Genomic DNA, 13,452 nt, shown 5'->3' with positions numbered 1-13,452 from the left:
CATGCCGCTGCTGCTCTCCTACAGCTTGCGAAACCTGCAGGAGCGCAAGCTCACCAATTTGCTTACCGCAACCGGCATGGCCCTCGTGGTCTTCGTCTACGCTGCCGTGCTCATGCTCGACTCCGGACTGAAGCAGACGCTGGTCGCGACCGGCGAAGACACGAACGTCATCTTCGTGCGCCGCTCTGCGGAAGTCGAAATCCAGAGTTTGATCGATCGCCGGCAGGCCAGGATCATCGAAAGCCAGCCCGAAATCGTCATCGGGGCCGAAGCAGCGCCGCTTGTATCGAAGGAAGTGGCGGTTTTGATCGCGCAGCCAAGGCGCAAGACCAGGCAGGCGAGCAACCTGTTGATCCGGGGCGTCGGTCCGGCCGCCCTCGCCGTGCGTCCGCACGTGCAGATCGCCGAGGGGCGCATGTTTCGCCCGGGATCGAACGAGATCGTCATTGGCCGCGCCCTCGCGGGGCGCTTCGAAGACATGGAGATCGGATCGAGCCTCCGGTTTGCCCAGCGGGAGTGGAGGATCGTGGGACGGTTCGACGCGGGCGGCAGCGGGTTCGATTCCGAGATCTGGGGCGACAGCGAGCAGCTCATGCAATCGTTCCGGCGCGACTTTTTCTCGTCGATCACGGTGCGGCTCGCCGATCGCTCCGGCTTCGACACTCTCAAGGCGCGCCTTGAAGCTGATCCCCGCCTCACCATCGAGGCCAAGCGCGAGCGCATCTTCTATGAGGAGCAGTCACGCCTGCTCTCAGGGTTCATTCAGATGCTCGGGCTCACGCTCTCGGGGATGTTCTCGCTCGGCGCGGTCATTGGCGCGACGATTACAATGTACGCGGCCGTGGCCAGCCGCATGATGGAGGTCGGAGTGCTGCGCGCGCTCGGATTTCGGCGCTCGCGGATCCTGGTTGCATTCCTCGTCGAGGCGCTGCTGCTTTCGCTGATCGGATGGGTCGTTGGAATCTTGTTGGCGTCACTGATGACGCAGGTGAAGATCACGACACTGAACTGGACGTCGCTCTCCGAGCTTGCGTTTCGGTTTGTGCTAACGCCCGGCATCGTCCTGCGGTCACTGGTCTTCGCCCTCGTGATGGGCTTCCTCGGAGGTTTCCTGCCGGCCGTGCGGGCTGCCCGCATGAAGATCGTCGACGCGCTACGCGTGGCTTGAGCGCTCGGCAGGCGTTGCGCCGTCCGCTTCGTCAATCGGCAATCGCCAGCCGATCGTCCCGCACAGACCCATGTCCGCAAGCGCCTCGCGCACGAATGGCATCAGCTCGACGTAGGACGTGACGTGGTTCGGCACGTAGCCGGACACGTTACACAACAGCTGCTCGTTGACACGATAGCACGCGATGAAGAGGAAGCCACCGAGCCGCGCGAGGTCCGAGGCCGTATAGCGCTCCAGAGGCGTAGCCTGCAGGAGCAAGGCTTCGCCACAGGGACGGTTCACGTCCAGCGGCAATTCTCCGACCAGGCTACACCCGACCGGCAGGCCAGCCCCGAGCGCCTCTTGCTCCAGGCGCCGCACCAGCCACAGCGGCACATAAGGAATCAGGGGAAACAGCGGCGACAGATCATCGCCATGCTGATTCAGCGAGGCCAGCGCAGCCTTGAAATCGCGCTGCAGGGCGTGCGGATCGTTGCGGCAGGCATCGGGGTCCGCCATTACCGTGATCGACCGCAGCGCGTTGCCGCGCCGGTCGCCGGCACGGCGGTCGCTGACCGGCAGCACCAGCTTGACTTGGCCCGAGGCGTCCACGCGGCCGATCCGGAAAGCGAGCCGTGCCGCGAATGCCATGATCAGCGTGCTGCTTGCAACGCCGAGATCGGACGCGCGCAGCTGGCACGATCCCGCGTCCATGACCACCGGCACGAGCGGCGCGTCCACGGCCGGCTCGAAGCGGTCCAGGCGGCTTCGCACGTGGGGGCTCGAAGCGGGCAAGCCCGCTCTCTCCTTCGACCGCCGCACGAGAGCCGCCAGAGCGCAGCAGACGTCAGGCAGGGCACGCAGGCTCTCGACGCTGTCGCGCGCCAGCATCACCGGAGACCAGCGCCATGACGGGGCCGGAAACCCGTGGTCGAGAGGTCGACCGGCCACCGCGTCGGCGATGGCCAGACTTACGGCACGCATGTCGGCGATCGTGTGCGACACCAGCATCGTCAGCGCGCAGCCACCGCCCTCCAGCGCCTGGACTGCCAGGCGCCAGCCAGGTCCGCGCTCGGGATCCACGGGCAGATCAAGCAGCAGACGTCGCAGCTCGGGCAGACGCTCGCGGGGCAGCGGGTCGCGGAACCACGTCACCGGGCCCGGTACAGGGTTGGCCACCCAACGGTGCCGTCCCCATGGCAGCGGTGAACGTTGCAGGAGGCGTCCCAGCAATCCTCCTGAGAGGCGCTCGCCGAACTCTCTCACAGCGGCCTCATCGATAGCGCGAGGATATAACCAGGTGACTTGCACGACAGGCCCGCGTCCGAGCGCACGTAATGCGACGAACGAGCCCTGGTCCATATAGCACAGGACATCATCCGCCCCAGCATCTGAGTCGCTGGTCCCGCCGCGCCGTCCGAGCTGTCTGTCGGCAGACGAAGAACTCAAGCCTCAGATCCCCTGTCTGCTTGCTGCCCGAAGCGACTACTATCCATCAAGGGTTCATCTCCCATTGATTCGGAATACAATGCAATAAACGGCCTCGGCCACGCCGCCGGGATCAAGCGTCTATGACCGCCTCAAGCCCAAAATCGGTGAGCGTTCGAGAGACCAACTGGCGAAGTTCGTCGACCGTGGTCGGCGCGGGCCGCAACTGGCAGGCCTCGATGCACAGAGACACTTCCTTGTCGTAGCGGGAGGCCACGACGACGAGATGTCCATGGGAACGCTGCAGGTCCTCGCGTGTGACGTTGACATCGACGGCTCGTGTCAGCAAGTGCCGGCACGGCTCGCCGTCGATGCGCGCGAGCCCTTCCGGCAGCATTCCAAGGTCGGAACAACTCACCGGCAGCTCATCAGAATAGTCAAACAACCCGTTCACAAGCGTCTTTGCCGCAGTGCGGGGCATCCAGGCGATGGCCGGAAGCAACGAAGTCAGCACATCCGTCTGACTTTTCCGCGCGCCACGCAGCAGAGCCCTCGCGGCATTCACGGGCTCCAGATTTTTGGTCAGCCCTTCAGGCGCGACGTTCATCATGTGGAATTCGATCGCCAGCGCTCGTTCATCGGCCAGCCCCCGCCTTCGGCTTCTCGGGACAAGCAGGCTGACAGCGCCATCCGAGAAACGGCGGCGGCCCAGGCTCGATGCCAAGGACGCCACGAAGCCCGGCAGCAGCGTGCTCATGCCACCACCAAGCCGCTGCTCGCACGCCAGCCAGGCCCGCGAATCAACAGTCACCGCAACAGCTGGAAGCTCCACGATCGCTGAGGGGTCGTGACCCGCCTCGACGGCGGCAAGGGCCGGGCGCTTTGCGGGAGCGGCGAGCCTGTGCCGGTTCGTGTGTGCGATCCGAGCGAGGGCGGCAACCGTCTGCGGAGCGTCGGCGAGAACCTGCCAGGCGTCTGACAGGCACCCGGACAGCCGCCCGCGGGCGCCTTTGGGCGAGTAGGGATTCGGGACGCCTGTGCCGTTCACGGCAGACGCGATGACGCGCAAGGCTCCCATCCCATCGAGCAGCAGATGCGATCCGACGATACTCACAGCCGTGCTGCCATCGTCGAATGGCTGGATGGCCATTCGCCCGGCGGGACCGATGACAGGATGGATCGGGGCGCGCGCGTGCTGATTGGCCCACTGCAGCAGCTGCGATCGTGGCAGCGGGTCCGAGCTCTGCTCGAACGGAACGGACCCTGCTGCCGGTTTCACCCACCGTGGCCTGCCCCAGGGTAGAGGTGACGGCTCAATGAGCCGGTTGAAGGACAATGCCGTGAGCCGTTCATATGTCTGCACCAGCGCGGCGTGGTTCACGTCACGATCATAGAGCCAGAGGCATTGCATCAACTGGCTCCGGCCGGTGCCCCGGAACAGTTCGTAGGCAAGTTGGTCCAGCCAGGCGAGGCGGTGCCGCGTGTGTGCAGGGATCCCGGCCGTGCTCGTCTCAAGCATCAAAAAACTCGCCAACGAGTTCGTAATCGGCCAAGAGACCTTCCACGAGCGCACGAAGATGCCGAGGCTCCGTGACCACGCCGGGCTGATAGGCAACGAAGCTCAGGGCGATATATCCAGATATGACGCCCGCGAAGAGCGTTGCCACGCCTTGACGCGCCTCGATCGCGCGGCGCGCGACCGGGCGGTCGATGCCGCGAAAGCAGATCCGATCGGCCGCGTTGCCATCGATCAGGAGCACGTCCTTGGGCAAGTCGCCCAGGTTCGAACAGGTGACCGGCAGGTCGGCGAGCGCGCCAAGCGCCAGATGGCTGGCAGCCGCAAATGAGCGTCGCGGCACAAAGGGCACCAACGGCAGCAGCGCGGCAAGTCGATTGGGCTCCTGTCTCGTCCGCAGCAGCGTGGCCCGCAGACGCCGCTGCAACGCATGCAGGCGCCCGCGCGGTTCGTCGACACGCACCTTCAATGTGGCGAGGGCGACGTCGTTCCCGCCGGTGTGCGACAGACCTTTGCGCTGGTTCACGGGAATCAACAGGGTCACATCATCATCGCGGACGCGACCGAGCAACTCGGCGAAGCGCGCAGTGATCGCAGTCAGGAGCGTGAGGCGGCTCGCACCGCGGCTCCGTGCTCTGGCGTCCCAGACCGACGTGGGCACGCGCAGGAAGGCCGACGGATACACGATTGTCCGGTTATCCTCGGTTGCCACCACCGGCGATGCGGCGGGTGTGTTGGACCTGCCGAGCGAGGTGGATGCCGTACGGGCCAGCTGGCCGAGCGCTCGAAATGTCGCCGGCGCGTCACGCACAATGCGCTGGAGCTCGGCACCCAGCGCCGTCGCAGCGCGCCGCGCCGTCCGAACTCCCGGATAGATTGGTACACGCCGCTCTCCGCGCACCGCATCGCTCACGGCCATTGCGATCGTCAGCCCGTCTGCGATGCAATGCGACACGACAAGCGAGACTACCGTGGAGCCGTCGGTGAAGCCCTGGGAGGTCAAGCTCCATGCTGGTCCGTGCACGGGATCCAATGCAAGCTCCACCTGGGCGTCGGCCCACGCCTGCATCGCCTCGGGGGCAAGCGGCCCCACCGCGGCAGCTATGGCAGCCGGCGGCGGCGGCGCGCTGACCCATTGGTGCCGTCCGAACGGAAGCAGCGCAGGCCGGATCAGCCGCGCCAGATGACCATGCGCGAGATTGTCACGAAACCTCGTCAAGGCGTCCATGTCTACAGGCCGCAGGTAGCGCCACAGCACCTGGATCACCGCATGCTGCCCAAGCGAGACATGCGCGAGATAGATCGCCTGATCTGCGAAGGACAGGAATGCCGGCGACATGCTCGACACGTTCGCCGGGTGCGCCATCGCCCGCGTCATCATTCACGACCGACATCGGAGTACGTCGGCAGCAATGCGTCGGCGGCCCGGCGGCATGCGCCCGCAAACGCCTTGACATAGCGGTGCATCGATGCGCGAGCCGCCTCGTTGGCCGGATAGGCCGCCGTGAGCGAGAGCCCGCGTTGCGTACGGAACAACCAGATCGCAACCTGCGCGGCAATGCCCTGGTTGATATAGACCCTCCCATTCGCCTGATGCCATTCGCGGGCGATTTGCGCGCTGAGCGGAGGAACGTTCACATCCATATAGGACAGCATGACGCCACCTGAGGCAGCGGACCCGACCGTCGGCAATCCCGCCGCCAACTCCAGCACGAGCTCGATGGGCAGCTCGGCCAAGCTCATCCGGTCGTCGAAGTTGCGCTGGGCCGCGAAGGCAAGTTCAGGAAACCTTCGTTGCTGCACGTCGAAGTCGATTGGCACCACTCCCACGCACCAGCCGCTGGTCCTGAAAGCCTTTGGCGATCTTCGCGTCGTCGTCGGCGTGACGACACTGTAGCGGGAGCGACCGGCCAATTCCCGTTCGGTCAGCGCTGCGCACGCCAACAGACCGCCGATCACCCGCGCGCCGGCAGCATGGCACGCGGACTCGAATGCGTCCATGACGGCCTCTTCGAGGATGTCCACATGCACGTACTCCGCGTGATAGCGATCCTCCAGCACACCGAGCGGCAGCGCGAAAGAGGGCATCCGCCCGCCGTTGCGGTGCAGGAACGCGATCCATCGGCTCACCTCGGGATCCGCCAGATTCGTCGCGGCCGCCCGCTGGCGCTGACTGCTGCAATAATCCAGATAGCTTCCCGGCGGTCCCGGCTGAAGCGGCCTCTCGCCGTCGAGCAAAGCGCGATACGCTGAGCGGATCTCCGTCATCAGGAACGCTATGATGGTCGCATCGGCGTGCAGATGGTCGATGCTTGCGAAGCAAGTGAACCCGCCCGCGCGCTGGAGAATGCCAAATCGGAAGCAATCCCATGCAAACGGTGCTGGAGTTGCCATGACATGTTTCTGCCAATCCTCCGCGCATGCCTCCCCCAGCGTCCAAGGCTCCATCTGGATGGCCCCGGGGTCCGGGAGTACGTGCCGTACGATTGCTCCGCCAAGCTCTTCGAACCAGCTGTGATAGGTGTCGTGCCTGCGCACATGTGCAGTCACCACATGCGTCATGGCTCTGAGGTCACATTGCCCGGGCTCGTCCCAAACGACGACGAGCAGCCGCGCCATCGCCTCGTGCCGCAGCTCACAGGCGCGGAAGGCGTATAGATGCTGCTCTTGTTCGTAGCTCGGCAATACGGGGGACACCGGCGCGCGCTTCGCACTCTCCATCGACGCAGCAGACGGACGCCAGAGCGTCAGCACCGCCGGAGGTCCTGACCAATCGTGCAGCGGACGAAGATCAGTCACGGGCATCTGCTCCGGCTGGCTGCAACTCCTGCATGGCGCCACTCAGCGTGTCGGCGAGAGCACGCACGGTCGTCACGTTCACGGAACGAAGCCGGATGCCGGTGTCGGCCTCGAGCGCAATCAGCAGCTGGAGCGTCCCGAGCGAGTCGAGGCCGTAATCGAAAAACGAGCGGTCCGGATTTACCGTGCGGCGCAAGATGACACCGAGATGCTCGATGATCAGACGCCTCAGCAGGGCCGGCCGCTCGTCGGGCGTCGCACGTCTCAACTCGATGCGCAGGCGGCGCGCCGGTTCGGCCTTTGCCTCTGCGGCGTGCGACATCGCCGCCGCGAACGGGCTACGCGCGGCGAGCGACGTCAGCCATGGGGCGCCGTCGAGATGGGCGTATGCGGCGTACCCGCGGTCGTGCCGCAGCAGCGTCTCGAATGCGTAAGCACCGTCGCGCGGCTCGATCATACGCGCATCGCCGCGGGCCGAAAGATGCGCACCGGCGCCGATATCCGCCCACGCCGCCCAGGCGATCGCCGAGGACGGCAGCCCCTGGGCGCGCCGCCACTGCGTGAATGTGTCGAGCCACCCGTTGGCGGCGGCGTATGCAGACTGACCAGGCGAACCGAACAGCGCCGCAACCGAGGAGAAACAGCAAAACCAGTCAAGTTGCTGCTTAAGCGTCGCCGCATGCAAGTGCCAGGCGCCTTCGACCTTGGGCGCCCAGTTTCGACGCAGCTTCTCGTCTGTCACGGAAGGGAGGATGCCGTCCTCGACGACGGCGGCAGCGTGCAGGACACCTCGCAGCGGCAGGCCAGTCGCCGTGGCTGCTCCGACAATGCGCCGTGCGGTCGATGGCTCCGCGATATCGGCACTTATCACCTCAACTTCGGTGCCCCGTGCTTTCATCGCGCTCAGCACGCTGGTCGCTGTGTCGGTGGGCTTGGCGCGCGCGTTGAGGATGATGCGACCGGCTCCGGCTGCGGACATCGCATCAGCGAGGAACAGGCCGAGCCCGCCAAGGCCGCCAGTGACGATGTATGCACCATCGGGGCTGAACGGTGTGAACCGCTCCGGCGCCGCCGGCACGCGGAAACGGCCGGCCGTTGGAACGGTGAGCGCGAGCTTTCCGGTGTGACCGGCGCCGCCAACAATGCGAATGGCGTCAGCCGCGTCGGCGAGAGGATAGGTCGCGATGTCCGGCAGGGGCAGCCTCCCCTCCCCGACCAGGCGCATGACTCGCGAGAGCAGTGCCTGCACGCGGGCCGGAGCAGTGATACACATCTGCGCAAGATCGACGGCAAAGAACGAGAGGTTACGCTTGAACGGCGACAGTTCCAGCCACGTGCCCCCATAGATGTCCTTCTTCCCGATCTCGACGAACCGCCCGCCCGCCGCGAGGAGCCCCAGGCCGGCGCGCTGGGCCGCGCCCGTGAGCGAGTTGAGAACGACGTCCACGCCGTACCCTACGGTGTCCTGCCGGATCTGCTCGGCAAATGCCGCGGTTCGAGAATCGTACACGTGGCGGATGCCGTCGGCGCGCAGCAGCTCTCGCCGCGCCTCGGAGCCCGCTGTTGCAAATATCTCTGCGCCAGCCGCGCGGGCCATGGCCACAGCCGCCTGGCCGACGCCGCCGGTTGCCGAATGAATGAGCACCTTGTCGCCAGGCCCGATCCGGGCCAGATCCTCGAGGCCATACATGGCCGTGGCCGTTGTCGTGAGAACGGCGGCCGCTTCGGCATCCGTGAGCGTGCGGGGTATTGCGACCAGCAGGCGTGCATCGCAAGTCAAATATGTGCCCCAGGCGCCCCCGCCGCAGAGCCCGGCCACGCGGTCGCCAACGCGAAAGGCCGAAACGCCAGGCCCGACCGCAGTGACGATGCCGGCGAAGTCCAGGCCAAGCCCCTGCGCACGGCCATCAAGTGAGGGATAGCGGCCAAGGGCGACGAGCACATCCGCGAAGTTGACGCTCGTGGCATGGACGACGACCTCCACCTCGCCGTCGCCCGGCGCACGCCTCTCGAAGGCGGCCATCTCCAGGCTCTCAAGGTCACCGGGCACGCGGATCTCGAGGCGAAGACCATCGCGGGCCGCGTCGCGGTCCACGATGCGGCGATCGGCGTGACTGAGCGGGCTTCGCTGCAGTCGTGCGACATACGCGCTTCCTCCGCGCAGCGCCGTTTCGTCTTCGTCCGAGCCGCTCAGCAGCTGAGCGCGAAGCAATGACACGTCCGCCTGCGGGTTCACGTCGATCTGGGTGGGATGGAGGACGGGAAGCTCGGCACCGATTGCTCGCAGCCAGCCACGCACACCGGCATGCGCGAGCTGAACGGTATCGTCCGGCAGGACGCGTTGCGCCATACATGTGACGACGAAGAGGCGGGGCCGCCGCTCGCATTGCCGCAAGGCGTCGGCCAGGTGGATCAGGCTGCTTATGTTCGCCCGGGACACGTCGGGACTCGCCGGCTCATTGCCGCGTGGCAAGACCACCACCACAGCTCCAGGGCGATGCTGATGCAGAGCGTCTTCAATCTGCGCACGCCATGCGCCCCCCTTTCCCGCTCCGCCGCCGCTGAGGATGCCAGACTTGAACCCTTGCGCGCGCAGGCCTCGTTCCAAGTCCAGCATCAAGCGGTGTCCCGCATCATCGGCGTCCAGCAGCAACCAGGCCCCATCCTCCAGCCTGACCGTGGCGCGAGGGATGTCCCATGACTGCCAGGTGATGTCGAGCAGGCGCGAGTTGCAAGCGACGGCGTCGGCATGCTGTTCCGCCGCGCCGCTCCCCATTGCCAATCCCTCGACACTGAGCAGCACGCGACCGGAGACGTCGAGCAGATCGATGTCCACCTCGACGTGCAGGGCGTCGACCGCGACCAGGCGGGTCATGCAATGGGCGGCGTCGGCGTCCGTGCGGTGGAGCCGGAGGCTTCGCACCGAGAGCGGCAGCAGCAGGCGCCCGTTTGTCTCCGAAACCACCCGGGCGAATGCCCCGACGGTCTGGAAGCACGCATCAAGCAGCACGGGATGCACCGTGTAGCCCCGTGCGCTCCTTCGGAACGAGGTCGGGAGTCGAAGATCCGCAAAGAGCGACGCGCCGTCGGCGGACAACGCCAAGTCCGGGGCCAGTGCGCGAAATGACGGGCCGTACTGGATGCCCTGCGAGTCGAACCACCGCCACACCTCGTCCACGGCGACGGGCGTCGCGTGAGCGACGCGCAGCGCGGCTACGTTGTGCACGGCCGGCGGCTTTGCAGAGGCAGCGCCACAAAGCCGGCCGCTCGCATGGACCCGCGCTTCGCTCTCCGCCTGGCTCTCGAGCCTGAAATTCAGCTCACCCGGCCGGTCCGGCACTGCCGTGCAGACGATCGGCATGGATGGCTCCAACCGCAACGCGTGGTCGAATGTGATGGTCTGCACTTTGACGAGCGACGTGCCAAAGACCGTGCGCGCGGCGGCGAGCGCCATTTCACAGAAGGCAGCGCCAGGGAAGAGCGGCGTTCCATTCACCCGGTGATCCGCAAGCCAGGGATGGGCATCGAGACCAACCTCGCAAGCCCAGACGTGGCGCTCCGGCTCTTCGTGCAGGACGCGGTGGACGTTCAACAGCGGATGCGTTGACGGCAGGTGATGCGGACCTGCAGCCGGCGTCGCCGGCGCAAGGAAAAGGGGATAGTGCGTCCAGGCTGGCAACGGGACGTCAAGCAGCTGGCCATCGGGATAAAGGACATTGAAATCGATCTCCGCCCCGGCGACATAGATGGCGCCGACCAGGTCCAGAAGCCCGTTGTGCATGGGCTCGCCGCGGGTCATCGACGGAAGCGCGCGGACGGCGAAGTCCGTTGCGGAAGCATTCTCCAACACCGCGTGGGACACGATGGGATGTGGCGAGAGCTCGACGAATACGCGGTGTCCGTCTTCGAGCGCCGCCTGCACGGCCGGACGGAAGCGGACCGCTTGCCGAAGATTGTCGATCCAGTAAGCGCCATCGCAAACGGGGGTCTCGCGCGGATCAAGCAGCACGGTGCTGTACATCGGCGTGTGCGGATTGTGCGCCGTCACCCCCGCAAGGCGCTCCGACAGCTGCGCGAGGATCGGCTCCACTTGCGACGTGTGCGAGGCCACATCGACCGCGACCTCGCGGGCGTACCGGCCCTCAGCCTGCCAGGCGGCGACGAGACGCTGCACGGCCGCGGCAGCGCCCCCCACCACCGTCGAGGCCGGCGCAGCCAGCACGGCGATCTCGACGTCGTCGATCCGCCGGCGCGCAAGGTCTTCGCGAACCGCCGCCGGCGTCATCCCGACGACGGCCATGGCACCCGATCCAGCGAGCGTTTGGCACAGCATGGCGCGATGACAGATCACCCGCACGCCATCTTCGAGCGAGAGTGCGCCGGCCACGACTGCCGCCGACGCTTCGCCCATCGAATGGCCAATCACCGCCGACGGCACCACGCCCTTGGCCTTCAGGGACGCCGCCAACGCGACCTGGATGGTGAAAATGGCGGGCTGGATCCGTTCGATGCCGTCGAGTTGCGCGGGTCGACGCAGGGCATCGGTCACCGAGAAGCCGCAGAGGGTCTGAATCAGAGGTTCAATGGCGCCAACCATTCCGGCGAAGACCGGGTCGATGTCGATCAGCGCCGCGCCCATCGAGTCCCACTGCGAGCCCTGTCCGGAGAACACGAAGACGGGACCGCTTCCATCATGGTCGGGCCAATCTGCATCGATGGACTGATCGACCGCGAGCCCGCGCAATTGCGCTGTCAGATCGGCGAGCGTTGTCGCAATGAGCGCGTGCCGGACCGGCCGGTGCCCGCGCCTGCACGCGAGAGTCCGCGCGACGTCACTGGGGCGATGACGGCCGCCACTCGCATCCAGCCAAGCGGCAAGCCGCCCGGCCGAAACGCGAAGCGCCTCCGGCGAGGTCGAAGACATCGGAAACAACCACGGCTCGTGTGTTACGGCGCCTTCCGGCAAAAAAGACAAAGCAGGCGCGTGAGGCGCCTGCTCGAGCACGACGTGGGCATTCGTGCCGGACATTCCGTAGGACGATACGGCCGCGCGGCGGAGTCCGTCAGCGCCGGTCGAGGGCCAGGGCGCGGTGTCCGTCGGGACGAAGAGCCGCGTCTCAATTGGCCGGAGATGCGCAGGCAGCTGATGGAAGTGAAGGGATCGCGGTACGACGCCATGCGAAAGCGCGAGCGTCGCTTTGATCAGACCCAGGACGCCCGCCGCCGATTCCGCGTGGCCAAGGTTGCTCTTGAGCGAGCCTAGGGCGCAGGGCGACTGTCGTCCATAGCGCGATGAGAGACTTTGATACTCCTCGGTATCGCCCATCGGCGTGCCGGTGCCGTGCGCCTCGATCATGCCGATGGATGAGGGATCAATCTGCGCCTCGGCAAGCGCGCGATCGATCACCGCGATCTGGGCCGCGCGGGAAGGCGCCAATATGTTGTGCGTGCGTCCGTCCTGGTTGACGGCGCTGCCGCGGATGACTGCGAGCACGCGATCGCCATCGCGCAGGGCGTCGCTCAGTCGCTTGAGCATCACCACCCCACAGCCTTCGGCGCGAACGAAGCCGTCGGCGCGCGCGTCAAAGGCATGACAACGCCCAGTCGGCGACAGCATGCCGAGACCCGACGCCGAGGCGAATGTCGTGGGCGAGAACATCAACATGGCCCCGCCGGCAAACGCGACGTTGCACTCGCGCGCGAGCAGGCTGCGCCGCGCCGCGTGCACGGCGACGAGACTGGACGAGCAGGCGGTGTCCATGCTGATGGCAGGACCCGTGAGCCCCATCGCATGGGCGACCCGTCCCGACGCCATGCTGAATGGCGTTCCCGTGAAAGCGTAGGCGAGGCCCATTGCACCTGCGTCACGCGTGACCTGCATGTAGTCCTGATGCGAGAGGCCGAAGAACACACCGGCATCGGTCCCGAACAGGCGGCGCGGATCGCGGCCGGAATGTTCGGCGGCCTCCCAGGTGACCTCGAGCAACAGCCGGTGCTGCGGGTCCATGGCGAGGGCCTCGGGTTCGCCGATGCCGAAAAAGCGATGATCGAAGCCCGACGGGTCGTCGAGGAACGCGCCCCAGCGCGAAACCGAGCGGCCCGCCATGCCTGCGACGGGCTCGTAGTCATCGTCGGCATTCCAGCGCTGCGGCGGAATCTCCCCAACGAGGTCGGCTCCGGCCAGGAGCGCCCCCCACAAAGCGTCCGGGGAGTTGATATGTCCCGGAAGTCTGCAGCCAATGCCGACGACAGCAATCGCAGTCACAATCAAGACCTTGTTTTTGTAAGCTTTATCGATCCAAATCAATACATGCCGGATTACGTTATTGATCCGTCGATCGATCGTCCAGCCCGCAGACTGCCGTCGGCGGCACTGACGGGGATTCTGGGCACGTCGTCTTACACCGTTGATAGCCTCGACGGCCGGGTCAATATGCTGGACCAACAGGCAAACCGGATCTTCGAAAAATTGCGCAATCGACCGAGAGCAACGTCATTCAGGCCGAATCGCCGTTCATAGTCGCGACAGCCAAGCTGGAGAACCGCGCCCTCGGCAAGCTAG

6 protein-coding genes are annotated in these 13,452 nt (G+C 66.1%); 1 reads left to right on the top strand and 5 read right to left on the bottom strand.

Annotated features, from left to right (window positions below; genetic code table 11):
• Position 1: 1 nt before the first annotated feature.
• A complete protein-coding gene (locus WI560_RS08030; protein WP_375307562.1) occupies positions 2–1,168 on the top strand; it encodes an ABC transporter permease in 1,167 nt (388 codons plus the stop codon).
• Here the strand turns inward: WI560_RS08030 and WI560_RS08025 are convergent.
• The 5 genes from WI560_RS08025 to pks2 all read right to left on the bottom strand — a co-directional run bounded on the left by WI560_RS08025 (position 1,154) and on the right by pks2 (position 13,335).
• Positions 1,154–2,326, bottom strand: coding sequence for a hypothetical protein (locus WI560_RS08025; protein ID WP_375307561.1), 1,173 nt, complete (start codon positions 2,324–2,326; stop codon positions 1,154–1,156). The genes WI560_RS08030 and WI560_RS08025 overlap by 15 nt on opposite strands.
• Before the next feature lie 382 nt (positions 2,327–2,708).
• Positions 2,709–4,094, bottom strand: coding sequence for a hypothetical protein (locus WI560_RS08020; RefSeq protein WP_375307560.1), 1,386 nt, complete (start codon positions 4,092–4,094; stop codon positions 2,709–2,711).
• On the bottom strand, positions 4,087–5,430 hold the full coding sequence (locus WI560_RS08015; RefSeq protein ID WP_375307559.1) for a hypothetical protein: 1,344 nt from the start codon (positions 5,428–5,430) through the stop codon (positions 4,087–4,089). The genes WI560_RS08020 and WI560_RS08015 overlap by 8 nt, the downstream gene beginning before the upstream one ends.
• Positions 5,431–5,468: 38 nt before the next feature.
• Positions 5,469–6,890 (bottom strand): condensation domain-containing protein, encoded by a 1,422-nt coding sequence (locus tag WI560_RS08010; RefSeq protein ID WP_375307558.1) that lies wholly within the window; start codon positions 6,888–6,890, stop codon positions 5,469–5,471.
• Positions 6,883–13,335: a sulfolipid-1 biosynthesis phthioceranic/hydroxyphthioceranic acid synthase gene (gene pks2, locus WI560_RS08005; protein WP_375307557.1), complete on the bottom strand. Its 6,453-nt coding sequence runs from the start codon at positions 13,333–13,335 to the stop codon at positions 6,883–6,885. Before pks2 ends, WI560_RS08010 begins: the two co-directional genes overlap by 8 nt.
• Positions 13,336–13,452: the final 117 nt, after the last annotated feature.

It is taken from the genome of Bradyrhizobium sp. A11 (assembly GCF_042077125.1).
GTDB lineage: Bacteria > Pseudomonadota > Alphaproteobacteria > Rhizobiales > Xanthobacteraceae > Bradyrhizobium > Bradyrhizobium japonicum_B.
This window is presented reverse-complemented; position numbering and strand designations above follow the sequence as displayed.